Consider the following 24,737-nt stretch of genomic DNA (forward strand, 5'->3'; position numbering starts at 1 on the left):
ATCTCTATAACCCTATTAAAAGTTTTTTTCTAAAGAGAAAGCATAGTAGTTAGACCCACCCTTATTAACATTATTAATCAAACCAAAAACACCTGAACGATGCTTTACGGCAAAACCAAGATAAGTCTCTTTTAAAGGTTCATATCTAACCAACCTGCCAATATCAAAATCAAAACTAAAATCTATATAATTTAGAAATTTAGAGTTGTTATCATTGTTTTGAATTGCTTCTTGTTTTTCAAAATATAAAATGTCACTTGTATAAGAAACACCCTCACCAAATCCAAGTCTAACTCTATTACTTAAAAAATCTATATTCCAATAAACTTTTACATACAATGTAGCTTCATAGATATCATCTTGTAATCCAGCTTCATCAAAGTAAGATAAACCACTTTTTACATAAAAATCTAACGGAAGTTCAAAAGCATCTTTCTTAAGAAGGTAGCCACCATCAAGGGCAGTTACTTTTAAATCTTGAGGATATGATTTAACATCCAAAAAAAGTACTTCACCAAAATCACTATTAGTAACTGGCCCATGGGCAATTCTAAGTGAATAATTATTATCTGCACTCAAGTTTAAAAACAAAAATAATAAAACTATGTATTTCAAAAGTATTTCCTATTGAGGGTATGTTGGAGAGTTTTGTACACCCAAAAGCGGGCGTACAATTATTGAATAAACTTGATTAAGCGTCAAGAGTTTCTAAATCTTTTACGGAAGAATTGTTGTGATCAATAACTTTTGTATGTAGGCGACGAAGTGCTTTAGAAGCTCTATCAATTGCTAAATCAATTGCAGCGTCTAGATTATCATCGCTTTGATTAATAACAACTGGTTCAGCGTGTGCAATATGAATATCGAATTCAACTGAAACACCTTTTTTTTCAGCTTTAAGGCTAACATTTACTGTAGTAATATCTAATGTATATTTTGAAAATCCTTCAATCGCAGACTCAATGTGAGCTCTAGTATTGTCGTGAAGTGTAATATCTTTTGCGCGAACTTGTACATTCATAATAAATCCTTTAAGTGGGGTGGCTTCTAGCTACCCCTATATATAAGCAATAATAACAGAATAAAGCTGAGATTGGTATAATACGACTTAAAAATTTAGGATTTTTACAAATGAGAGTATTTACAGGTATTCAACCCTCTGGAGATTTACATATAGGAAACTATTTTGGCTCTATAAAGCAAATGGTTGACGCTCAAAAAGATAGTGAAACTTTTGCTTTTATTGCAAATTACCATGCACAAACAAGTGTTAATGACGGAAAACGACTTGCTGAGCTTACTATGCAATGTGCAACTGACTTTCTTGCACTTGGAATTGATCCAAATAAATCAACATTCTGGGTTCAATCAGATGTAAAAGAAGTTTTAGAACTTTACTGGGTATTGTCATCATTTACTCCAATGGGCCTACTTGAAAGAGCTCATAGTTACAAAGACAAAACTGCTCGTGGTCAAGCTACTAACCATTCACTTTTTTCTTACCCTGTACTTATGGCAGCGGACATCTTACTTTTTAGCTCAGATGTTGTTCCAGTTGGAAAAGATCAAATACAACATGTTGAAATCGCTAGAGATATTGCTACAAAATTCAACAATCAATATGGTGATATTTTAGTAATGCCTGAATTTCGCGTTCAAGAAGATGTCCAAACAGTTCCTGGAATTGATGGACAAAAAATGTCTAAGAGTTATGGGAACATTGTTAACATCTTTGGTGAAGAAAAAGCACAAATGAAAACAATTAAAAAAATTGTTACAGAGAATGTTGCTATGGAAGAACCAAAAGAGTTTGAAAACTGTAATGTATACAATATGGCTAAACTATTTTTAGAAGGTGATAATCTTATAGCTCTTCAAAACAGATATAAAAATGGTGGGGAGGGTCACGGTCACTTTAAAATCTATCTTGGTGAAGTAATGTGGGAATATTTTAGAGAGTATAGAGAAAAACGTGCCTACTATGAAAAGAACCAAGATGAAGTTAGAGAGATTTTAAACATGGGAGCAGTTAAAGCAAGAGAAGTATCTATGCCTATGATTGAGAAAATTAGAAGTGCTACAGGAATTAAATACTAATAATTTTTATTACTTGCCCTAAGACAAGAAAATTTCCCTGAAATGTCGTTATAATAATTAGACAAAAATTTCAGGGAGACAGTTATGCGTATCTTTCTTTTAATAGCCGCGTTAATTTTTAGCCTAAATGCTAAGTCACTATTTAGTAATTCTAACCAAGCAGACAATTCAAAGTATATCGGTGCCTTAAAAGACCTTATAATTTCAACACAAAAAACACGTGGTCTTACAAACAACTATTTAAATGGAAATACTACTTCCATGCTGTTAGTTTATGGCAACAGAAAAGAGATGAAAAAAGCTATTGGTATAATGGAATCACTGCCTCTAGCATCTGATCCTATTATTAACAATAGAGCAACAAACATTAGTGAATCACTTATCAAGCTAAACCGAAAAGCTTTTAAAAAAGAGCCTGCTGTAGTGTTTGAACAGTATACAGAATTAATAGAGCAGACACTAATGCTTGCACAGACAGTAAGTAAGCATGGTTCAAAAAATCTCAATCCACTTGGTAAAAAACTATCAACTGTAATGATGGAAGTTATCTTACCACTATCTGAGTATGTAGGGCAAATGAGAGGTATGGGTTCTGGTATCGTTGCAAAAGGTGCGATTACAAAGATTCAAAAAGCTCAAATGCAAGCTATAATGCACGAAGTAAATACTCTAACGACTCAACTAATTCTGGATATAAAAGTGATTGCTTCTAGTAATAAAAAAAGTTTTACTTCAAACATAGATGCTAAACTGAGCTCGATTGAAGAGTCTAGCAAAGATTATGTCTCATTGACAAATGCTGAACTTATGGGGAATAAACAAATTGCTTTTGATACAGACACATATTTTAATAAGGGAACAGATTTGATTTCATTGCTTATTGATGTTTATAATATTAACAATAAGATTATACTTGATGATTCTAAGGGATGGTTGTAAACCATCCTAACTATTTAAGTCTTAAATTTTCAGATGTTATTAAACTCTTTGTAGACCAAATAGCTTCTTTTAGATTCAAGATAGAACGAACTTCATCGTTAACAAGACGATAATAAACTTTCACATTTATACTTGTAGCATCAGCAATATTTTTTACTTTTAAAACTTTTTTACCAAGAGCTGGAATGCTCATGTCTTCGGAAGCTTCTACTGCCAAGTGAGGGATAGTTGCTTTTGCTCTTTTTCTTTTGTAATATCTAGTTAAAGATATGGACTTACTATCTATATCTTTATCACCTTTTTTATAAGTTACATCTACAATCAACTCTCTTGAACCAAAACCGCTTGGAATATTATGAGGCTGTGGATTATTAAGAACTATAATTATTTCACCATCTTTTTGCCACATATTAAGATTTAATGCTTCACTCCACATTTTTTGAACATGAGCACCGGAAAATGTGTGTGATCTTACATCTCTCTTTTTAGTTTCACCATCAACTGATCTTAGCGTAGCAGCTACCCCAGAGACTTTAGGCCCCATATGGCAATCTATACACTCTTTGTCACTTTTTTGGTATTCACTTTGCATATCTGTAAATACTAGTCCCTCTACAGACTTGTCGTTAGCATGACATACAAAACACAATTGATCAGATTTTTCATCCATAAAGTCGCGATGCTCTATCTTATGATATGGTGATTTAGCGTCACTAAATGGACCTACCATTGTTCCAGACTTAGTCCAAGAAACACGGTTCATGCCTCTGTGAGAGCTATCTCTATCATCATGTATCTTATCTATGTTATGACATACCACACAGTTTATACCTTCACTGATAGCACTGTTTTGAGTTGCTTTGTTTACTGCTGAGTCTTTATCTAACTTCATCAAGACTTTAACTTCATAATCAAGGTCTGTGCTCGTTACAGAGATTCTTGGATTATGACATGTGGCACACTCTATTTTTACACTGTTTAAACTTTTTCTTGTTTTTCTTGCAACATATTCTAATGTAGCTCTAAAGTATTCATCTTTTAAGTAATGACTTTTGGAGTGCCAAGATTGTTCCCAATCTTTTACAATTTGCAAATGACAAGATTTACACTTTTGTGAGGTTTGATATTCTTTGGAGACTTCTACTACTTTGGCGGCATATAATGCTGTTACTATAGCAACAATAATCAAAACAACTCTCATTTTGTTTCTTCCTATTGAGCATACTTTAATTAAAGTATTTCTACTCTCTAGCATGTCTCATAAATATGACAAAATTCTAACAGAAAGAAGCTGAGAGTGACATTATTATGACAAAATCTTAATTTTGTTAGAGAAAGTTTTTTACCTTTGTTTGTCTAACCAGACCATTAATCCCTTTTGTGCGTGCAGTCTATTTTCTGCTTCATCAAAAATAATCTCTGAATATTTTTCAAATACTGATTCACTTACTTCTAATCCTCTGTACGCTGGCAAACAATGTAAAAATCTAGCATCTTTTGTAGCAAGCATCATCATCTTTTCATCAACCATAAAGCCTTTGAAAATTTTTATTCTTTCTTCTTTTTCTTCTTCTTGTCCCATTGAAGTCCATGTATCCGTTGTGATTACAGTAGCACCTCTAACCGCTTCATTTGGGTCATTCATTGTCTTAATAACAGCTCCGCTCTCTTTTGCTAAAACAAGAACTTCTTTTAAGATCTTCTCATTAACTTCATAGCCCTTAGGCGTTGCTATTCTAAGTTCAAATCCAAGTTTAGCAGCAAGCATCATCCATGAGTGTGTCATGTTATTTCCATCACCGATATATGCACATACAATATTTTCATTTGCACTGTGTTCTACTAAAGTCATATAGTCAGCTAATAGTTGTACGGGATGATATGAATCTGTTAAACCATTTATTACCGGAACTTTAGAGTAAGAAGCGAACTCTTCTATCATAGAGTGTTCGAACGTTCTTATCATTACCATATCACACATGCTAGATATTACTCTTGCTGTATCTTTTACAGGTTCACCACGGCCTAGATGAATATCGCGGTTTGATAAAAACAGGGCGTGACCGCCAAGTTGAAACATTCCTGTCTCAAAACTCACTCTTGTTCTTGTTGAACTTTTCTCAAATATCATTCCAAGAGTCTGGTTTTCTAGCTCTTTTTTGTAAATTTTAGATTTTAGATTTTTCTTGATTTCAAGACCAATATCTATTATTTCTAATATCTCTTCTTTTGTAAAATCTTTAAGTGTTAAAAAATGTCTCAAAACTTTCCCCAAATTTTCAAATAAGCTATCATTTTATAGTAATTTACTTTAATAACATCTTGGCAACTTCTTTGGCATGATACGAGATAATAATATCCGCTCCTGCTCTTTTAAAACTAATCATAGTCTCCATAACAACTCTGTCATAATCAATCAAATCATGCTTACCGGCAAGCTTTAACATTGCATATTCGCCGCTCACGTTGTAAACTGCCATTGGAAGCGATGTATTATCTTTAATCTCACGAACAATGTCTAAGTAAGCAAGAGCAGGTTTTACCATTAAGATATCAGCACCCTGCATCTCATCAGATATAGACTCACTTATAGCTTCTCTTCTGTTTGCCGGATCCATCTGATATGAGGCACGATCACCAAAACTTGGTGTTGACTCTGCAACATCACGGAAAGGTCCATAATATCCAGATGCAAATTTCGTAGAATAACTCATAATAGGGATATTCTCATATCCACCTGCATCTAGAGCATCTCTTAGAGTCTCAATGATTCCATCCATCATACCAGAAGGTGCGATCATATCTGCACCAGCTTTTGCATGAACTATAGCTTGCTGTGCTGAAATCTCTAAAGTAGCATCGTTGTTTACCGTTTCATTTGCTTCATCAATAATTCCACAATGTCCATGATCAGTATACTCACAAAAACATAAGTCAGTCACAACAAACATGTCAGGATGCTCTTTTTTTACAGCACGAACTGCAGATGCAATGATTCCATGTTCACATAGAGAATCTGAACCGATAGAGTCTTTGACATCTGGAATTCCAAAAAGGATAATTGAGTAAAGTCCAAGCTTTTTCAGCTCTACACACTCTTTTAAAATTTCATCTAAACTCATTTGAAACACACCAGGCATCGAAGCGACTTCTGTTTTTATACCCTCACCAGAGCGAACAAAAAGTGGGTAGATAAAATCATCTGTAGTAACACTTGTCTCTCTTACTAATGAACGAAGATGCTTATTTAAACGAGTTCTGCGAAATCTTTGAAACATAATAAACCTTTTTTAGCTATAATTTTGAAAAATTTATTTTATCGTTTTAAAGTTTAAATTAGGGTACATTAATTGAATATAGAGATTTCAGAAGTAGCAAATTTGCCATCAAAGTTTGGCGACTTCAAAGTAAAAGCCTTTAAAGAAGGCCAAAAAGAGCACCTTGTTATATACTCAGACAACTTAGCCGAAGTTCCAACTGTACGAGTTCACTCAGAGTGTTTAACTGGAGATGCAATAGGCAGTTTAAAGTGTGACTGTAGAGACCAACTTGAATATGCGTTAAAGCTAGCATCTTCTAGTGATGGGATGGTTATATATCTAAGACAGGAGGGGCGTAACATTGGTCTTTTAAACAAGATAAATGCTTATGCTCTGCAAGATAAAGGTCTAAATACTATTGAGGCAAACCATCAACTTGGCTTTCGTACAGATGAGAGAACTTACGAAATCGTTACATATATCCTGCATCACTTTGGCGTTAAAAAAATAAAACTACTAACTAATAACCCTGATAAAATCAATTCTATCAGTGACATAGAAATTGTAGAGAGAGTTCCTATTATTATGGACTCAAATAAATACAATATAGATTACTTAAATGTAAAAAAAGATGAGATGGGTCATCTACTATAAGCAATATTCCGCACTCCCCACAAGCAGGGAGCATATCCCTTAATATAGGGAACTATAAGACATTTTAAAACTATTCTATTCCTTTTTAATCCCTTTAAATCCTTTCTAAGTCTATATACCTTACAATATAAAACTCCATATACCAATATTAGTATATGAATTAAACAGAGGATTATATATGGCTATGAAATATAACTTAGAAATCACTAAGTATAAAAATATTTACTCTCTAAAAAAAGACAATGGGAAAGATGAGTATTACACTACTTTTATGTTGAAAGGTATTACTTATCAAAAGAAAAACCTCACTGCTGAGTTTAATGCTACTACTGCAAAACAAGCAAGTGAAACATTAGAATTTATCAAATCTGAAATACGAGAAGGAAGAGAGCCTTTTCAATCAAACGGTGGAGATAAAGTAAGAAATATTATTCTTAATGATATAGCAACTAAAAAGCCTAAAAATAAAGGTGGCGACAATTCACATTATAAGAGAAGCTTAGAGCTATTTTTCAACAAATACATTAATCCGACAATAGGTCATTTGACAATGGAGAATGTAAAAGACAGCCATATAAAAAAAATATTAAATAGCTTGGAGGGTAATACAAAAAGCTATAAGCTTACAGTAAATGTGTTAATGCTGAAAATATTTGAAAATGCTTTTAGAAAGGGAGCAATTAAAACTAACCCTTTTTATGATTTAGATTATGGAACACACGAGCCAAAAGCTGAGTTTGATATAAGACTCAACGAGGATATGGAAGATACCGCTAAAAAAATATATAATGCAACTATAAACTTTGATATGTCTCATAGATTATTATTTTTATTGTCAATTATGTCAGTAAGAAGAATTGGAGAAATCTGGAAGCTAAGATTTTCTCATTTTAAAAAATACAGTGATGGAAGTTGGTATGTATTAGCAACAAAGGACATCACTAAAACTGGAATTGAGGAAAAATATCCTATTCCATTAGAAGTTGTCGAACTACTTCCTGAAGAAGTATTAGATGATGAATATAAAGATGAAAAACTATTCCATTTTTGCTATTCAGGAATGTTTTTAAAAGAAGCCAAGCTCATAAAAAATGCGAAGGTTGAAATAAATAAGGGATACAAAATCACATCTCACGACAACAGAAACTTATTTATTTCGATTCTTTCTTCATTAGGAATAGATAGTGACTTAGCCGATAGATGTCTATCTCATAATAACAAAAAAAATATAAAGCAAGTCTATTTAGATGTTCCTTATAAAAAAAGAAAAGAGATATTTGAAAAGTGGTGGAACTTTTTAAGAGCAAAATAAATTCACACTTTTTATCACTTTTTACCACATAATTACTTATAATGAGGTTCTTATAGAACGCTATTTTCATAAAAACCAAATTTATAGCTAAAAAAGCCCCTATTTTTAGCATTTTTTTCACTCTAAATATACCCCTTTTAATTATATTCTTATATCCTATTGTTTTATACATATAGGTATCTATACTATTCATATAACATACTCTCTATATCTATCATAATAGACTTATTATTAACAACTATATAATCATCAGATAATGTAGAATCTTTCTCTTCTATAATAATATTTTTCTTATCAATCTGCTTTAAAATATATAGATAGTTTTCTTCATTCTTAAAGGTTTTCCATATGTATTTTAAATGTATGTTTAGATAACGATATATATATTTAATTACATAATTAGGTAGTTCTTTTCTACTTGCCGTATACATAGGCTTGCCCATAAGCCTTTCTTTCTTTCTAATTTCATATTCTTCATCATACGGACGATAATACTCTTTAATAACATACTCATACTTAGTAAGTTTATTACACTTAGGATGAGTAACATCACTATTTTTATATATGCAGTTTTCTTTTAAAAATAATAATGTCTTTTCAATAGGTGCGAAGTCATCATAAAAAAATTGGATATGAATATGTGGATTAAACGAGTAGCCTTTTGATGGTTTAAATTCTCCATCACTCTCACCGAACTCTATTTGAGTAAAGTATGCTATTGATGTTTTATTTTTATCTTTGGCTCGTGAATATGATTTCAGCTTTTTCATCATCACTTTCCTTAATTCAAATAGAGAATCGAGACATTCATCTCCTATGCTACTATTTCTTTCATTACCAAGTGTTATTGATACCAAAGCTTTTTTTCTATGCTTATTCTCATAAAATAAAGATTTATAAATAGCTCTTGTGAGTCTATTCTTATAATCATAGTCTTGCTCTTGTAAACTTATTTTCATAGCTATTATAGATAATCAATATTCACTTGGACAAGTTAGTTTTGCTAAGTGTGTAATAAGTTCTCTCTTATCTCCAGTGATTTGATCGCAACCGATACCTTTAATATAATCATTGAACTCTGCTTTTGTAGTTCTTTTAAGAACTTTTTCCCAACCTATTAATAATGGATTTCCAACAGCATATGCCTCTATTAAATTTTCAATATCATCTATTCTTTTTTTTCTACTTCGCATTTATGCTACCTTCCCAATAGTAATTATTTCAGGCAAAAGTCCATTATTCGTCATTTTAAGATTATATATTTTTTTGATATCAACTCCTTTTACACCTAAAAAATCAACTATTTCGCATATCCCATTTTTAATACTCAAGTCTGCTTCTTTCTTCTTTTTTTTAGGAATATGTTTCCATATACTCGCCGCATTTCTATGCCATTTTTTAACATATTTACGATAATTAACATCATTAATATCAACTTCTCCATAGTCTAATCCAAATCTTGATTTAAATTTATGTAAAACATAAATATTTGAATTAAGAGAAAGACTCAAATCAGTATGAAGCACATCATCTAAATCTATTTCTCTTTCTTTATATTTAAAGTTAGTAGAATAGTTTAAAACTAATCCATCTGGACTAAGCTCTGGCACTATTATTAAGTCGATATTAATATTTTCTCGTTCAGTAAAGTTTTTTATTTGCTCTAAAATATCATTCATAACTTGATTTCTGTCATAAGGTTTCATTATGCTACCCTCTCAATATCTATAAAACTTTGATTATTCACTGGTAATAAGTTAAGTTTTGCCTTTGATTCATCATAAATGTAAAAAGGTTTTAGTTTTGGCATATTGAAAAATAAAACTTGTGCATTAAATTTAATACCATTAAATACATCTAAGGGAAGAGTCATAAGACTTGTAATATCAAAATTACCATCAGAGACATATTTCAGTCTTGCAGACTTTAATCTATTATTATTTAAAAAATTATCGCCCGTAATCATCACTACTGGAATATCTTCGCCAAATCTATCAAACATAGTTTTTAGGAATAGATGAGGAAATAATAAATTCTTACCTCTGCCATTACCGTTAAACGGTGGGTTCATAATAATCAAATCAGGTTTCACATTCTCAGGTATATCTGAGTTCTTAATATCTTGATGGAAAAAAACATTACATTGATTTTTTGCATTTTTATCAATATCTGCTCCAATAACTTCAACGCCATTTTCAAGGTAATATTTAGTCATACCACCACTTATACCGATACAAGGGTCAAAGACAGTTTTAAAGTCATATTCAGAAGTAATTATCTTATATAGTTCATAACTTAACTCTTTTGGAGTAAACACAGTTGATTTTTTTTGTTTTTTATCTTTTTTATTAATGTTAGACATAATAATAGATCCTTTTTATTTTTTTATTTTGTATATTTTTTGGCATAGATATCCCTTTGGAAATATATGCTTTTTTAAATATTTAGCAAAAAATTGGCATAGATATCCCTTTATGAGATATGCTTTTTTTTCACTTTCGTGTTAAGTCCTTAATGGGTGAATAATTATGTAGGGGAACAAATACTAAAGTTAATCATAGTATTTGTGGTTCAATAATTACAACAAATAAAGCAATTCAAAAAGCTAAACTAATTAGCTTTTTGCTTTGCCTTGGATATTATTGCGTAACAATGCTTAAAAACAACTTTATTCAAGGAAAATATATAATTTTCTTTTTATGTCTCTTAAGAAAAGAGGGTTTCAAAAGGGTGTTAATCCCTTTGCAGTGTCGTAATGGTTGGGGTTTCCCCACACTTTTACTATCCTGCTATATGCATAGTGCTATAAAACATGAAATTAAAAATAGTTTTTATAATCTCAGAAAAGAGAGGTTATAGAAATGGAATTAAAAGATTTAAAGTTTGATGATTGTTTTTTTAAAGTGAATCGAATAAGAGGAATGGCACATTTTGGAACATACAATGAGTATCTTGATAAAGATAACGCAACAATGTATTCAAAAATGAGTTATAAACAATTAGCAGAGATAGCAACAAGGCATATAAAAAGGGATGTTAAAAAATTAAAAGGTGGTCGCCCTGGGGATATGGCAAAGAACTTTATCTTTTCTCTTCCTCCTAAGATGGAAAGTGTGATTAATAGAAAAGATAAAAAACAGATGGCTGACTTTGTGAAAACAATCACAGAAGCTTTTTTAAACTCAGTCCAAGCTAATCATCCAGAGATAAGTATAAAGTGGCTTAGAGAACATTTAACAGTATCTTTACATACAGATACTAAACATACTCATTTCCATGTCTTAGCACCTACATTAGCTTCTAATAATGGTCTATTAAACAATGATTACACTTTAATTGATTACGGAAAAAGAAATATAAGTAAGCTATCTCGCAAAGCAATATACAACTGGTGCAGAAAGATAATAGGAGAACAGCCTATAACTCCTGAACTATTTATGCAATATGCCAAAATTGAAAGTAAATCTAAGAACAAAGCAAAATGGAAAACTTATAAAGAGAGGATGAAAGACGCCACTATTGAACTTGAAGAAGCAACGATTGAATATAAACGAGGCTCTGCCGAGTATGAGGCACAATCTCAAAGACTTAGAGAGCAATACGAAGAGATAGAAGAGAAAAATGAGAAATGGATTAGGAAGATTTTCAATATCTTAGCAAAAGTGGAGCGAATTGCAGAAGATCCGAAAACTACCTATCAACAAATCGAAACTAAGTTTGAGCGTTTAGAAACGCATATAGAGAAAACAGAGGATGAAAAATTAAAAGAAACGATAGCAACAGAAGTTAAAAAAGTGAAAGCTAAGATTTTACATCATAGCCCAAAATTATAATTTTTCATTTTTTTCATTATAACAATCTAAATATAAGGAGTTAAACATGTATGAATTTATAGAATATTGGATAGTGGGTATTGTTTCTTTCTTGGTAGGATTTATCATTGCCCTACTTACCAAAAAGTGTGAAGATAAAGAAGAATTAAAAGAGCTTTTAAATGATGTTAAAAGTAATTTGAATAGTGTCACTATACATTTATCAGAGAGTGAGACAGAGCGAATGGCTATGTTAAGAAATCAAGATAATATTCAGCAGATGATAGAAAAATTAAAAACGACTATCTTTAACCGTTCTAGGGATGAAGAAAAAAACAGAATAAAAAATAAAAAACTCAAATCTATCAAAAATAAAAACAATCAAGGAAATGACCTTGAATAACTATTATGATGACTTTGATTATTACAAATTAAAAACTGGATTATACGATGGCGAAGCATTAAGCCAAAATTGTAAAAGAGAACAAAAAGAAATTATTGCTCTATGGAATAAACTCGATGAACTAAGTGGTAACGCTTCTGCATATAATTTGAGAGATTTTTGGAGAAATCTACTCCTTGATGAATGGCTTGATAATTCAAATCATAAAGATAAGACTCGCATTGAACATACAATTTACTATATCTTCAAGATTAAGCCTATAATTTTGAAGCACATAGAGGATTTATCCTCTTAGCAAGAGATTTTCTCTCTTGTTTTACTATGGACTGTTTGACAGCCATATTTAGCCTTTATATCACTCATAGACTTCTGTTTAGGATTTCTCCCTTTCATCTCTCCGTAATACCACATCTTTTTCTTATTAGCCCACTTAAAACCAAGCTCTTTCAACTCATCTTTAATACTCTTAGAATTACCACTAACCCAAATCCAAGAACCGACAACTTCAATGATAATATCTTGATAATGCAGTATCTTTGATATTATTTTCTCTATCTCTAAATCAAACTCTGTATCACTCGCAAAGCTAATGCCATTTTCTAAAATACTATTGTATATCTCATTTAACATCTTAAATAGCTCAGTAGAGCCTCCCACGTCAGGATGAAGCCTCTTAGCTAACTCTTTGTATATCTTCTTTGCTTCGTTTATGCCCTCAATGCCTAAAAACTCGTTTTTAATCTCTATATTTGTCATCTCTTGTCCTTTAAATCAAATATCTATTTGAAGATTTTGAGGGTTTGCTCTTTTCTTCTTAACTTTTTAATTTTAAGAACTTCAAACATAATCTCTTAATCTTTCAAATATCTCTTCGTTAGTTTCTCGGGTTTGTAGGATTGTGGGGAATGAATTTTTACTTAGAATAAAATATAAATATGCAGTATTTTAATTTAGTATCAGGGAATAATTTTTTACACTTAAATGACGAAAACTGGAACTAATGATTGAGTTTTGCAAGATTGTTGATTTTGGTTGATGTTTTGTTGCTTAGTAAAAATTAAACATAAGATTGTTATTAAAATATTGTATAATCCTTTAACTTTAAACACTTAAGAGAATCAAATTAATGAATAAATATGAAAACTTATCAAAAGAACAGTTATTACAAAAAATAAAAACTTTAGAGTCCAAGAAATATGGCTTATTTTGGGATGATGAAAAAGAACCAGAGAACGTAGTAATTGAATGTCAAAACAATATACCGATTTTAAATAATATAAAGACTAATACGATTAGCACTAATATATTAAGACCAAGTAATATACTAATTGAGGGGGATAATTATCACTCACTTCAAGTTTTAAATTATACTCATAATGGTAAAATTGATGTTATATACATAGACCCACCCTACAATACAAAGAATAAAGATTTTATTTATAATGACACTTATGTAGATGCAGAAGATGGGTACAAACATAGTAAATGGCTTAATTTTATGGAAAAAAGATTAAGGTTAGCACATAACTTATTAACTGAGAAAGGGGTAATGTTTATAAGTATAGATGACAATGAAATGCCAAGACTAAATTTATTATGTAAAAAAATCTTTGGCGAAAATAATGTTGAAACTTATATATGGGATTTAAGAGATTTTGAAGAAAGCTCTTTTACAAAAACAGCTTCTCATACAGTTAGATTTGAGCACGAATATATTATTGCTTGCTATAAGAATAATAAAAAATTGTCAAGGTTTACGGAATATAGATTTAAGGATAGAGAAGACTTTTCTAATATTGACAATGACCCAAGGGGGGAGTGGATGTCAGGAAATATATCAAGAAATGGAATAAAATCTACAAGTGGTTCAAAATATTTTACAATCACGACTCCAACAGGTATTAAATATAGTAGAAATTGGACTTTATCTAAGAAAGAATATAAAGAACTTATAGATGATAATAGAATATATTTTTCAAAAAATGGTGATGGAGTACCACGATTAAAAATATTTAAAAGTGAAAGCTCACAATCAATACAAAGTTCTATTTTTACTGGATTAAAAACTTCTATTACTGGTAAAAATGAAATTAAAGAATTATTTGATGGTAATGAATTGTTTAATTTTCCAAAGCCAACAACACTTATTAAGAGACTTGTTGAACTTAGTTCAAATCAAACTTCTATTATATTGGACTTTTTCGCTGGTTCTGGAACAACTGGACAAGCCATATTAAACTTAAATCAAGAAGACGGTGGGAATAGACAATTCATACTTTGTACAAATAATGAAAATAATATTTGCTCCGAAATAACATACCCAAGAATTAAAAAAATAATAAATGGCTATACTAATCCAAAGAATGAAAAAGTAGAAGGATTAACTGGTAACTTACATTACTATATGACAGATTTAATTCCAATAGACGGGTATGTAAACATTAGTGACGCTAATAGAGAAGATTTAACTCTAAAGGCAAGCAATATGATAGCTATAAAAGAAAACACACATATTGAAGTAGAATCAAACCAAAGCTATCAAATATTTAAAGATGAAGCAACTAATAAATATACAGCTATTTACTCAACAGAGGATTTAGAGTTCTTTGATGAACTAATAAAAAAAGTTGAAAAATTTAATACTACATTATATATTTATAGTTATGGAAAAATTGATAAATCATCATACAACTATTTAGGTACTAATTTTCAAATAGAAGATATACCTGAACCAATAATAAATATTTATAAAGAAATAAACAAAGAGGGACTGATATGAAATTAATGGAGTTTCAAAAAAAAGCAGTAGATGACTTAAGTGAAAGTTTTTTTAATCTTTGGAAAACTAATGAAAATAAATTACCATTAGTATTTAAAGCACCTACTGGTGCGGGGAAAACAATTATGATGGCAGAGTTTTTAAGAACTCTTGATACAAACTATCATTTTGATGAAGATAAAGCTTATATCTGGATTTCATTTGGTGGAGACGAGTCATATATGCAGTCAAAAAAGAAACTATATAAATATTTCAATGATGGCACAGATATGGCATTAAAAGATAAAGATGATTTATCTCAAAAAGAACTTGGAAAGAATAATATTTTTTTTATTAACTGGTCAAAAATAAAATCCAGCACGAAAGATGGTAAGGTTTTAAGAAAGGATAATGAGCTCACAGATGGCGACTATGGGATATTTGACGAATATATCAAAAATACAAAAGCAAAAAGAGATTTAGTTTTAATTGTTGATGAAGCACATACTGAAACAAGCACTGGATTAGCCACGGAGGTTATTGATTTAATTGACCCAAGAATTATAATAAAAGTAACAGCTACCCCAAAAACAACTCCAAGTGCAGATGATATTGATGATAATAAAGCTGGGTATATTAGGGTCAAAGAAGATGAAGTAATACAAAGCGGTCTGATAAAAGATAGCATTATTATTCAAACAAAGGAAGAGATAGAATCTATTGAGTCTGGCTCTTTGAGCGAAGATGAACTAATGATAGAACTTGCCATAAAAAGAAGAGACGAACTCTTAGGATATTACCAAGACTTAAAGCTTGATATAAATCCATTAGTATTGATTCAACTTCCAAACGATATGGATGAAAAAGAACAGGTTACAACTAATAAAAAAGCAGTAGTGTTAAATTATCTGAAATCAAAAGGGATAAGTAACGATAAGATAGCAATTTGGTTAAGTAATGAAAAAATAAACTTAGATTTAATAGAATTAAATAATAGTGATGTAGATTTTATGCTTTTTAAAGCAGCTGCAGCTACTGGATGGGATTGCCCAAGAGCATCAATTTTAGTGATGTTTAGAGAAATTAAAACACCTACATTTCATACACAAATAATTGGTAGAATTAAAAGAATGCCTGAAGCAAAGCATTACGAAAATGGAATACTAAATAAAGCTTATATTTACACTAACTATAATAAGTCACATATACAAGATATAAAAGATAAAACTGAAAATAAAGTTCCTTGTTTTAATTCAGTAATTAAACCTGAAATAGAACAAATTGAATTACAAAGTATGTATCATAATAGAGTAGATTTTAATACTTTAACTCCAGAAAATAAATGGCAAAAATATATGCTGAGTATTCTTGATGAAAATAAAGAATTGATACTTGAAAGAATAGATACAACAGTAACGGCAATAGATAATAAAATAGTCGTAGATACTACGATAGATAGTTTTGATAACTTTATTGTGCAACTTAAAGCAAAAGCAAATGAAACTAATTTCCATTTTAGTAGGAATGACATTGAAAAACTTTATAACTTATTGTGTTTTGAAGAACTACAAAAACAAGACCTTGAATTAGCTAAATATAATCCATCAAGGTCGTGGAGTGCTTTAAAAAAATCATTGAATGTTTGGTTTAATAAGAGGCTTAATCTTCATAAAGAAAAGTTCTATACTATCATCGTAAATGATATGTTGAAAAGTGATAATAAAAGTGTCTTAAAACAGATGATACATAAAGCATTAGTTGGTTTTAGAGAGATTTTTGAAGCAGAAACAGAAAGCAAAGATGGTAAGGAAGAAATAATTGTAATTGCACCTCCACAAGAACTTAGTTTTACAGATGATTATGAACTTATAGAATGTAATAAAAATGTATATAACCTTTTTTACAATGCTAAAAAATACTTAGGAAAAGAGAATGAAGAAAAATTTATTACTTTTCTTGAAGAACAAGATAATGTTCAATGGTGGCATAAACAAAGCAATAGTGGAAAAGATGCTTTTGCAGTAGAATACTATGACGCACAAGAGAGTAAAGATAGACTCTTTTTTCCTGATTTTATCATAAAGACAAAAGATAAACTTTACATTTTAGATACTAAAAAAGATGGCACCGCTAAATCTACTGAAACAAAATCTAAAAGTGAAGCACTTCAAAAATGGATTAAAGAAAATCAAGATAAGTATGATTTAGAGTTAATTGGTGGTATAGCCATCATTAAACACCCACATTGGAAACTTAACAGTCAAGATGAGTATATTTATGAGAATGATAGTGAGTGGATTAATATAGAGTTTTAACCAAAATTGGATAAACTAACACTTATGAAAAATAATGAATTAAATCAGCTATATAAAATGTTTGAAGAACTAAGTGAAGAAAGTAAAAAAAACATAATACTTCTTCCAAGGTTTAAGTTTAACCATAGAGATTTAAGACTGGATTACATTTCAAAAAGTGATTATATTTTTCTAAGTAATATATTAGATAATTACACTTCTACAATAAAAGAAAAAGAAAAATCAGATAAAGAACAGATTGACCTTCTAAGTTTAAAAGATGAGATAAGCAGTCAAATAAAAGAACTTGCAACTTCAATTAATGTTAGTAATAAAAAATTAATTACTGGTAAAGATTTTGAAGATATATATTCTATCCCAGAAAAAAAACAGGGAATATTAAGAGGAAAAATGAAAGACCCATTACCACATATTCAAACAGCAAGCCGTGGAAATGTATTATATGATACAAAAATTGTTGATAAATGGTTAGAAAATTATAAAAAGAATACTTTGTAAAATGTTTTAAATATCTATATACTTATCTATACACCAATTTTTAAAATCGCCACAGGGACCTATTTTATGTTGCTAATCAATTTTATAAATGAGATGGGTCATCTAATCTAGATAGAATCTAATAAAATTTAGATTCTGGTAGTGCCCCTATTCTTCTCTCAGAAGAGCCTAAAGCTTTTAAGAGTTCTTGTGTAGTAGCTTGAAGTTCACTATAGTAAAGTTTCGCTCTATCCAATTCCATCTCACTTATTTTAGAAGATCCAAGAATTTTTGATAAAAAACCTTTTTTCTGATCTTTAAAAAATATCTCAAATACTCTTAAATACTCACTATGCCACCTTGCATGAAGTACTTCCATATTATCATAAAACAGTGAGCCAAGAATATCGCGCAGGTGGTTTTCATCATCATAGAGCCATTGACCAAATGCGCACTTTGTCTTTGCTACTGCTGTTGGATTATCTACTTTTTCGCCATCTATAGCTGCTTTAATTTTAGTCATTTGAGCTTCATGTGCTCTTCTAGCATTTTGAATTGATTCTAGTGTTTTTACTTTATCCATTATCTTAAATACTCTGATTAAATTTAGCATAATTATTACATAAAATTAATAAAAAAAGTATATAATTGTTTTAATAACTTTTTAAGGACATTCAAGTGACACATCCTGAACCCATAAATAATGAAATAAAACTAAGTCAAAAAAGATATATTGTTTCTAAAACAGACGCAAAGGGTATTATCGAGTATGGAAATGATTACTTTGTTGAGATATCTGGGTACAGTGAAGCTGAACTAATTGGTAAACCGCACTCTATTGTAAGACATCCTGATATGCCTCGTATTGCGTTTAAACTTATGTGGGACAGAATTAAACAGGGTAAAAACTTCATGGCTATTGTTAAAAATTTAGCAAAAGATGGAAGTTACTACTGGGTTGTAACTGATTTTGAACCAAAAATAGATCCTATAACAAATGAAATAATTTCACACACTGCTTTTAGAAAAGCTGCACCTCAAAAAGCAATAGATACTATGATTCCAATCTATGCAAAACTTTTAGATATAGAAAAAGAAGGTGGAATGGAAGCCAGCGAAAAATATCTTCGTGGATTTTTAGAAGAAAACAATACTACATATGATGATTTTGTAAACGATTTAGTTGGAAACAGCGGTCTATTTAAAGTGTTTTTTGCAGCTATGAAAAAGATGTTCTCATAATATGATAAAATATCCTTTTAAAAGGATATTTTAGTGGATTTAAAAGCTATACTCGCTCAAGACAATATTATATTACCCGACGACTTTTTTTATAATATACAAAAATACAAAGAGCACCTATTTAAATGGAACAAAATCCATAATCTAACTGGTGCAAAAGATTCAAACTCTATCGATGAATTTATATACGATGCAGTTTTCCCTGTAAGTTTTCTTCCAAAAGCAAAGAATCTTTTAGACATAGGTACTGGAGCCGGTTTCCCAGGTATGATTTTAGCACTTGCTCTTCCAGATACACAAGTAACCCTAGTTGAACCATTAACAAAAAGAGCCAGTTTTTTACAGTTTATAAAAGCTGACTTGGAGCTTGATAATGTAAGAGTTGTAAAAAAACGTGTTGAAGATATGGAAGCTGAAATATTTGATATTGTAACCTCTAGGGCTGTTACAGATACACAGATGCTCCTAAACTTAAGCAAAAACTTTCGTGATGAAAAATCAAAACTTCTTTTTTACAAAGGTGAGAGAGTTTATGACGAAGTCGATGAAAGTATTAAACATAAAATAATAAAAACTAAAAATAGACACTACTTATTAATAGGAGAAGATTAATGTCACCACAATGGATTGTAGTTATTGTACTTATCGCTGTTGTATACTTTATATTCATAAAAAAGAGACCTGCCCTAAGACAAAACAAAAAAAGTTCCAGTGAGAAAAAAAGCAAAGAAGAAGTTCAAAGTAACGATATGATTGAGTGTGCTGAATGTGGCATTTACTGTGAAGTTGATGATACAATCCTCAGCAATAACAAATACTACTGCTCGCAAGAGTGTTTAAAGAAATCATAATGTATATATATGGACATAGATTTATAGAGAGTGATAGTTTCTACCATATACCAAATATTGATGCTATTGCTAATACTCCGTCAAACTCTACAGTTTACTTAGATTTTAGCGAGGATAATCTAGAAACGATTAATTATGCAATTTCAAATGAAGTAATCTTAGCTCTTGGAGCTGTTAATGTAACTGAGATTGTATACGCTTCATCACTGGGAGCTTCTTTTATAGTGGTGCCAAGGGAGCTAGCAAAAACAGCTCAAAACATTGCGAACAACTATCTTTTTGATGCAAAGGTTCTTGTACATATTAGTGAAGAATCAGAAATAGAAGAGTTAGCTATCTTAGGTGTAGACGGTGTTGTTTTCTCAAACGCCATCATAAAAATAAACTCTTAGTTTAGGCAAAAGAGATGATACGATTAACTCTTATTATCTCTCTCATACTTATCTTTAACGGATGTTCTACAAAGCATCTAAGACAACACTCAAAACCTCAAGAAGAAATTCAAAATATAACTTCTAAACCAAAAGCTATTCCATCATACAAACCAAAAAATAAGAACTGGATAACAACAGCTCTATATAATGAATATAAAAAATGGTATAAAACTCCGCATAAACTTGGTGGGATAAATACAAATGGATTGGATTGTTCATCATTAATACAAATTGTTTACAGAGACGCTTTTAGTATCTCTCTCCCAAGAACTACTAAAGATCAGGTCAAACAAGGTTATCTAATTAGTAGAAATTCTACCAAAGAAGGTGATTTGGTTTTTTTCAAAACTGGCTTTAATAAAAGACATGCGGGCATAATTATTGAAGAAGATAAGTTTATGCATACTTCAAAAAAATATGGAGTCAGCATCTCTAGTATGAGTAATCCATATTGGAAAAGCAGATACTGGCAGAGTCGAAGAGTTTTACCTTAATTATATTATATTAACTTATATTTATAAACAATATGATACCTTTTCTCATAAACTTAGTTGATGGAGAAAAGTTATGCGTTTAGTTCTAATATTACTCTCTATATTTATCTTGAGCGGATGTGAAAAAAATGAAAAAATAGTCTTTGATACTCCAAATACACAAGTAGAAAATGAAAGAGCAAAGGTTATATTTCAAAGATGCCAGAGATGCCATGGTATGAAAGCCGAGATACAAGCATTAACAAGATCTGACATCATAGCTCACTATAGTAAAAATGATTTAATCCAAGCACTTACGCTATATCAAAAAGGAAAAAGAGACAGACATAGATTTGGCTTTTTGATGAAAGGTATAATTGTTGACTTGTCTAGTGATGATATAAGAGTTCTCTCAGACTACATATCAAAAATAGAAGACAAAAACTAAACTATCTCTCTTTTTAGAGATGCTTTTAAAGATGTCAGGATTTCATAACTTATAGTCCCTGCAGATTTTGCTGCATCTATAGCGTTGTTAAAAATTAAAAGATTCTCTTCGTTTGTAATGAAAGAGCTGTTATCCATAGAGATTCTGCCAACCTGCTCCACTCCATTTGAAGTTACAAATTCATTAGAAGAGTTTCTTAAAAAACCATCTCCATAACCAAAGTCATAGTTAGATACTACACAGTTGTCTTTTGCGACAAATGTACCGCCGTAACCAACTCTCTGACCCCTCTTGACTTCTCTTGATGATATCTTATCAGCATACAGTGAGAGAACAGGAGCGAATCCTTCATAGCCTTCTAAACATCCATAAGAAGCGATACCTACCCTAGCCATATCTTCATCAAAAGAATCCGTTCTAAATAGTGAAGCCGAATTTGCAGAGTGAAATCTAAGAGAGCCAAATCCAAACTCCTCTGCCAAATACGCAGCTTCTTGTTTTACTTTTTTAAAGTTGTCATTTTGCCAAAACCATTCACTTGTAAGCTCATCAGAAGATCTGTGATGGGTAAAAACTGCTTCTAAAATAAGTCCAGCTTCTTTAATTTGCATAAATGCATCATGAAGCTCACTCATAGAGATGCCATTGCGATGCATTCCAGTGTCTACTTTAAGTTCTACAAGTGTCTCTTTGGGAAATTTACTAATACTCTTAATATCGTTGATTGTATATCTCATTTTAGAGCTTGGCTCTTTAGGTATATCACCCAAAACCAATATATACTCAAAAAATTCTTCTATACTTTTAGCTTCATCATTACTTCGAACAACAGCTTTTTTTACTCCATACTCTTTTGCTAGAGATGCCATTTCCGATATTCCATGACCATAAGCATTATCTTTTAAAACTATTGCTATTTTATCTTTGCTTTTAGTATGTTTTGAAATCAAATCGAGGTTGTTGAAAAAATTATTTTTATTTAGAATTATATTAGCCATAAATGCAATTATACCTTACTAAAGTGTAACTTTTTGAGCAACTACAATATAAAATTTTGAAGCCTCTTGTTTGCCACTCAACATTTTTACATTCACCTTTATTTTAAGGTTCTCACCACGAATAATATGATTGATTTTATAACTCATTTCTTTTATAAGTTTTATGTGCTCCTGCATCTTATCAAATCCTATCTTCTCTTTAAATACCGGTATTTGATCAAACTTTATTTTGCTATTCTCATCTTTTATGCGGAACATCTTTACAAAGCTAGAGTTCATTTTAATAAACTCACCATTTGAGTTCATATATCCTATAGCAAACGGAAAATAATCAAAGCCTACTTTAATGCTTTGTATTTGTTTCTTTAAACTTGTGTTTTGCTCCACAAATTTACTAATATCACTCCCAACAGCGATAATAAAGTTTTGATTTTGTTTTACAACCTTAGATACTTGCCAATTTATCTTAAAAACCTCATCATTTAAACCTTTCATAGGTGTAACAAACTGTTGATGTGCAGATTCCTCCGACATCAACTCTTCTAAATAAGCATTTAATATTTTCATATCACTTGGAATAAAAGTCTCAAAGAAAGGTTTTGCATAAGCATCTTCTTTGCTCATGCCTACAAAATTTAAAAAACAATCATTCATATCTATAAGTTTGCCTTCTGCATCCAATACAACGACGATGGCATTACAAGCTCCGCTAAGATCATGGAAAGTGATATTATCAAATAGTTTTTCTATGCTGATTTCTATAAAAGTTATAAATATATTATTGGAGTTTCTACTAAAATTGATGTTATATAGTTTGTTAAAAATCTCTACATCATAAAGAGTAAAATTATTAGATTTAGATTGACTATTGTACGAGTTCATCACTTCAAGAAAATCTTCTGTGAATTTTAATTCTTCAGACTCTTGTGATTCTTCAGAGTTTTCTTCTTTTTCACTTTTCAAGAGTTTTTGCATCTCTTCATTGGCGTAAAGTAGCGTATACTCAGCTTCTTTTGACTCTAGCAGAATTACAGGAGACGAAAGTGTGTTAATTACATCAAATAATAAATCCCTGTATTCCATGTTAGCAACTCCATAAAAAGATAAAATAAACAGATAAATTTATACGATTATAACAAAGTTTATAGATATAATACGCCTATGAAAAAAAGATTTATAGCAGAATTTGAAAAACAAAGTTTTACACAAATAATATTTCCGCACGCAAATACTGACTGGGCGCCATATCTGGATGAAGCTCAAAAGAATTTTGTCAATATAGTTAACGAGATTGTAAAATATCAAAAATGTTTGGTCGTTAGCTACGATATACAATCAGTTAAAAAACATTTTCAAGATAACGATAATTTATACTTCGCAGAGTATATAAGTGATGACACATGGGCAAGAGACTGCTCAGCTTTGTCTATATCAGAATCTAATAAGACTAAACTTCTTGATTTTACGTTTAATGCTTGGGGAAATAAGTTTGAAGCCTCTAAAGATGACTTGATGAGTAGAAGTATCTCAAATCATTATTCATCTGAATTAGAGACAATTAACTTTTCTCTTGAGGGCGGAGCAGTTGAGAGTAACGGGAATGGCATCTTACTAACCACTTCTGCGTGTATGTTAAATGAAAATAGAAACCCTGAGCTAGAAGACGCACAAATCACACAAAGACTAAAAGATTATTTTGGCTCATCTGAGATTTTATACCTAGATCACGGCTACTTATCAGGTGATGATACAGACTCTCATGTGGATACATTAGCCAGATTTGTTGATGAAAAAACAATTATGTACGTTAAATGTGAAGATACAAATGATGAGCATTATCAAGAGCTAAAACTTATGGAAGAAGAACTTCAAGAGTTAGCATCTACTCATAATTTTAAACTTATCTCTCTACCTATGACAGATGCTGTATATTACGAAGATGAGAGATTGCCCGCAACTTATGCAAACTTTCTTTTTGTAAATGGAGCTGTGTTAGTTCCGACTTATGGTGTAAGACAAGACGAAGTTGCTCTAGATATATTTAGAGCAACATTTGAAGATAGAGATGTTATTGGAATTGATTGCTCAACTCTTATCAGACAACACGGCTCACTTCACTGTGTTACTATGAACTTCGCTAGTGACATTGCTCTCAACTAAAGAGGACTTCTCCTCTTTGTCTAACACCGCCATCCCGCTCATTATTAAATAGGTTGCTAACCCAAAACCTAAAGATATTAAGACTACTCTTTTTATTTTTTCTA

General features: G+C 30.8%; 30 protein-coding genes. 17 read left to right on the plus strand and 13 right to left on the minus strand.

All coding sequences use genetic code 11. The annotated features are described in order from the left end of the window. Positions 1-15: 15 nt before the first annotated feature. The gene (locus SMGD1_RS04170; RefSeq protein ID WP_008338777.1) at positions 16-615 is read right to left on the minus strand and encodes a hypothetical protein; all 600 of its coding nucleotides are present in this window, start codon (positions 613-615) and stop codon (positions 16-18) included. A gap of 76 nt (positions 616-691) precedes the next feature. After that, on the minus strand, positions 692-1,021 hold the full coding sequence (gene hpf, locus SMGD1_RS04175) for a ribosome hibernation-promoting factor, HPF/YfiA family (protein WP_008338770.1): 330 nt from the start codon (positions 1,019-1,021) through the stop codon (positions 692-694). Between the two features lie 110 nt (positions 1,022-1,131). On the opposite strand from hpf, the gene trpS reads away from it, so the two are divergent. Both trpS and SMGD1_RS04185 read left to right on the plus strand, forming a co-directional pair. Next, a complete protein-coding gene (gene trpS / locus SMGD1_RS04180; RefSeq protein ID WP_008338822.1) occupies positions 1,132-2,097 on the plus strand; it encodes a tryptophan--tRNA ligase in 966 nt (321 codons plus the stop codon). An 84-nt stretch (positions 2,098-2,181) separates the two neighbouring features. Beyond that, positions 2,182-3,036 carry a nitrate- and nitrite sensing domain-containing protein gene (locus tag SMGD1_RS04185; RefSeq protein ID WP_008339159.1) on the plus strand — a complete coding sequence of 285 codons (855 nt, stop codon included), beginning with the start codon at positions 2,182-2,184 and terminating at the stop codon, positions 3,034-3,036. A 10-nt stretch (positions 3,037-3,046) separates the two neighbouring features. On the opposite strand, the gene SMGD1_RS04190 is transcribed toward SMGD1_RS04185, so the two are convergent. The 3 genes from SMGD1_RS04190 to hemB form a co-directional block, all read right to left on the minus strand. Next, positions 3,047-4,237: a multiheme c-type cytochrome gene (locus tag SMGD1_RS04190; protein ID WP_008338771.1), complete on the minus strand. Its 1,191-nt coding sequence runs from the start codon at positions 4,235-4,237 to the stop codon at positions 3,047-3,049. A 141-nt stretch (positions 4,238-4,378) separates the two neighbouring features. Continuing rightward, entirely contained in the window at positions 4,379-5,299 is a 921-nt protein-coding gene (gene argF / locus SMGD1_RS04195) for an ornithine carbamoyltransferase (RefSeq protein ID WP_008338829.1), read from the minus strand. A 43-nt stretch (positions 5,300-5,342) separates the two neighbouring features. Beyond that, a complete protein-coding gene (gene hemB / locus SMGD1_RS04200) occupies positions 5,343-6,314 on the minus strand; it encodes a porphobilinogen synthase (protein WP_008338879.1) in 972 nt (323 codons plus the stop codon). A gap of 72 nt (positions 6,315-6,386) precedes the next feature. On the opposite strand from hemB, the gene ribA reads away from it, so the two are divergent. Both ribA and SMGD1_RS04210 read left to right on the plus strand, forming a co-directional pair. After that, positions 6,387-6,950 (plus strand): GTP cyclohydrolase II, encoded by a 564-nt coding sequence (ribA, locus tag SMGD1_RS04205; RefSeq protein WP_008338816.1) that lies wholly within the window; start codon positions 6,387-6,389, stop codon positions 6,948-6,950. Between the two features lie 178 nt (positions 6,951-7,128). Continuing rightward, entirely contained in the window at positions 7,129-8,262 is a 1,134-nt protein-coding gene (locus tag SMGD1_RS04210) for a tyrosine-type recombinase/integrase (RefSeq protein WP_008338944.1), read from the plus strand. Between the two features lie 185 nt (positions 8,263-8,447). On the opposite strand, the gene SMGD1_RS04215 is transcribed toward SMGD1_RS04210, so the two are convergent. Genes SMGD1_RS04215 through SMGD1_RS04230 form a run of 4 tightly spaced genes read right to left on the minus strand, consistent with a single transcriptional unit; the run spans position 8,448 to position 10,624 of the window. Next, complete coding sequence (locus SMGD1_RS04215; protein WP_008340730.1) at positions 8,448-9,221, minus strand: hypothetical protein; 774 nt, start codon at positions 9,219-9,221, stop codon at positions 8,448-8,450. A 15-nt stretch (positions 9,222-9,236) separates the two neighbouring features. Beyond that, positions 9,237-9,455, minus strand: coding sequence for a hypothetical protein (locus SMGD1_RS04220; RefSeq protein WP_008340732.1), 219 nt, complete (start codon positions 9,453-9,455; stop codon positions 9,237-9,239). Further along, positions 9,456-9,968 carry a DUF1493 family protein gene (locus SMGD1_RS04225; protein WP_008340733.1) on the minus strand — a complete coding sequence of 171 codons (513 nt, stop codon included), beginning with the start codon at positions 9,966-9,968 and terminating at the stop codon, positions 9,456-9,458. Next, the gene (locus SMGD1_RS04230; protein ID WP_008339183.1) at positions 9,968-10,624 is read right to left on the minus strand and encodes an N-6 DNA methylase family protein; all 657 of its coding nucleotides are present in this window, start codon (positions 10,622-10,624) and stop codon (positions 9,968-9,970) included. Before SMGD1_RS04230 ends, SMGD1_RS04225 begins: the two co-directional genes overlap by 1 nt. A 499-nt stretch (positions 10,625-11,123) precedes the next feature. Between SMGD1_RS04230 and SMGD1_RS04235 the strand changes: the two genes are divergently transcribed. The 3 genes from SMGD1_RS04235 to SMGD1_RS04245 are packed head-to-tail and all read left to right on the plus strand — an operon-like array spanning position 11,124 to position 12,772. After that, positions 11,124-12,095: a hypothetical protein gene (locus SMGD1_RS04235; RefSeq protein ID WP_008338827.1), complete on the plus strand. Its 972-nt coding sequence runs from the start codon at positions 11,124-11,126 to the stop codon at positions 12,093-12,095. A 46-nt stretch (positions 12,096-12,141) separates the two neighbouring features. Continuing rightward, a complete protein-coding gene (locus SMGD1_RS04240; RefSeq protein ID WP_008340737.1) occupies positions 12,142-12,477 on the plus strand; it encodes a hypothetical protein in 336 nt (111 codons plus the stop codon). Then, the gene (locus tag SMGD1_RS04245; RefSeq protein ID WP_008340740.1) at positions 12,470-12,772 is read left to right on the plus strand and encodes a hypothetical protein; all 303 of its coding nucleotides are present in this window, start codon (positions 12,470-12,472) and stop codon (positions 12,770-12,772) included. The genes SMGD1_RS04240 and SMGD1_RS04245 overlap by 8 nt, the downstream gene beginning before the upstream one ends. Here SMGD1_RS04245 and SMGD1_RS04250 read toward each other — a convergent pair. Further along, positions 12,769-13,233, minus strand: coding sequence for a J domain-containing protein (locus SMGD1_RS04250; protein WP_008338985.1), 465 nt, complete (start codon positions 13,231-13,233; stop codon positions 12,769-12,771). The genes SMGD1_RS04245 and SMGD1_RS04250 overlap by 4 nt on opposite strands. Positions 13,234-13,603: 370 nt before the next feature. On the opposite strand from SMGD1_RS04250, the gene SMGD1_RS04255 reads away from it, so the two are divergent. From SMGD1_RS04255 to SMGD1_RS04265, 3 genes are read left to right on the plus strand one after another with little or no spacing between them, the layout of a single operon-like run. Next, positions 13,604-15,256 (plus strand): site-specific DNA-methyltransferase, encoded by a 1,653-nt coding sequence (locus SMGD1_RS04255; RefSeq protein ID WP_008339045.1) that lies wholly within the window; start codon positions 13,604-13,606, stop codon positions 15,254-15,256. Then, positions 15,253-17,550 (plus strand): DEAD/DEAH box helicase, encoded by a 2,298-nt coding sequence (locus SMGD1_RS04260; RefSeq protein ID WP_008338924.1) that lies wholly within the window; start codon positions 15,253-15,255, stop codon positions 17,548-17,550. The genes SMGD1_RS04255 and SMGD1_RS04260 overlap by 4 nt, the downstream gene beginning before the upstream one ends. A gap of 24 nt (positions 17,551-17,574) precedes the next feature. Then, positions 17,575-18,048 (plus strand): hypothetical protein, encoded by a 474-nt coding sequence (locus SMGD1_RS04265; RefSeq protein WP_008340744.1) that lies wholly within the window; start codon positions 17,575-17,577, stop codon positions 18,046-18,048. Positions 18,049-18,166: 118 nt separating this feature from the next. Here the strand turns inward: SMGD1_RS04265 and SMGD1_RS04270 are convergent, their stop codons facing one another. Continuing rightward, a complete protein-coding gene (locus SMGD1_RS04270) occupies positions 18,167-18,640 on the minus strand; it encodes a CZB domain-containing protein (protein ID WP_241761439.1) in 474 nt (157 codons plus the stop codon). Between the two features lie 65 nt (positions 18,641-18,705). Here SMGD1_RS04270 and SMGD1_RS04275 point away from each other — a divergent pair, with 65 nt between their 5' ends. From SMGD1_RS04275 to SMGD1_RS04300, 6 genes are all read left to right on the plus strand, one after another. Beyond that, a complete protein-coding gene (locus SMGD1_RS04275; protein ID WP_008339130.1) occupies positions 18,706-19,269 on the plus strand; it encodes a PAS domain-containing protein in 564 nt (187 codons plus the stop codon). Positions 19,270-19,302: 33 nt separating this feature from the next. Then, complete coding sequence (rsmG, locus tag SMGD1_RS04280) at positions 19,303-19,881, plus strand: 16S rRNA (guanine(527)-N(7))-methyltransferase RsmG (protein WP_008338835.1); 579 nt, start codon at positions 19,303-19,305, stop codon at positions 19,879-19,881. Then, on the plus strand, positions 19,881-20,120 hold the full coding sequence (locus SMGD1_RS04285) for a PP0621 family protein (RefSeq protein WP_008340747.1): 240 nt from the start codon (positions 19,881-19,883) through the stop codon (positions 20,118-20,120). Before rsmG ends, SMGD1_RS04285 begins: the two co-directional genes overlap by 1 nt. Beyond that, a complete protein-coding gene (locus tag SMGD1_RS04290; RefSeq protein WP_008339181.1) occupies positions 20,120-20,512 on the plus strand; it encodes a hypothetical protein in 393 nt (130 codons plus the stop codon). The genes SMGD1_RS04285 and SMGD1_RS04290 overlap by 1 nt, the downstream gene beginning before the upstream one ends. A 14-nt stretch (positions 20,513-20,526) precedes the next feature. Further along, the gene (locus SMGD1_RS04295; RefSeq protein WP_008338883.1) at positions 20,527-21,048 is read left to right on the plus strand and encodes a C40 family peptidase; all 522 of its coding nucleotides are present in this window, start codon (positions 20,527-20,529) and stop codon (positions 21,046-21,048) included. Between the two features lie 73 nt (positions 21,049-21,121). Continuing rightward, positions 21,122-21,475, plus strand: coding sequence for a c-type cytochrome (locus tag SMGD1_RS04300; RefSeq protein WP_008338785.1), 354 nt, complete (start codon positions 21,122-21,124; stop codon positions 21,473-21,475). Here the strand turns inward: SMGD1_RS04300 and SMGD1_RS04305 are convergent. Together SMGD1_RS04305 and SMGD1_RS04310 are read right to left on the minus strand one after the other, a co-directional pair. Next, the gene (locus SMGD1_RS04305; RefSeq protein ID WP_008339168.1) at positions 21,472-22,473 is read right to left on the minus strand and encodes an alanine racemase; all 1,002 of its coding nucleotides are present in this window, start codon (positions 22,471-22,473) and stop codon (positions 21,472-21,474) included. The genes SMGD1_RS04300 and SMGD1_RS04305 overlap by 4 nt on opposite strands. A gap of 18 nt (positions 22,474-22,491) precedes the next feature. Then, entirely contained in the window at positions 22,492-23,556 is a 1,065-nt protein-coding gene (locus tag SMGD1_RS04310; protein ID WP_008339036.1) for a PAS domain-containing protein, read from the minus strand. A gap of 78 nt (positions 23,557-23,634) precedes the next feature. Between SMGD1_RS04310 and SMGD1_RS04315 the strand changes: the two genes are divergently transcribed. Further along, positions 23,635-24,633, plus strand: a complete 999-nt coding sequence (locus SMGD1_RS04315) for an agmatine deiminase family protein (RefSeq protein ID WP_008339017.1) — start codon at positions 23,635-23,637, stop codon at positions 24,631-24,633. The last annotated feature ends 104 nt before the right edge of the window (positions 24,634-24,737 follow it).

Source organism: Sulfurimonas gotlandica GD1 (genome assembly GCF_000242915.1).
Taxonomy (GTDB): Bacteria; Campylobacterota; Campylobacteria; order Campylobacterales; family Sulfurimonadaceae; genus Sulfurimonas; species Sulfurimonas gotlandica.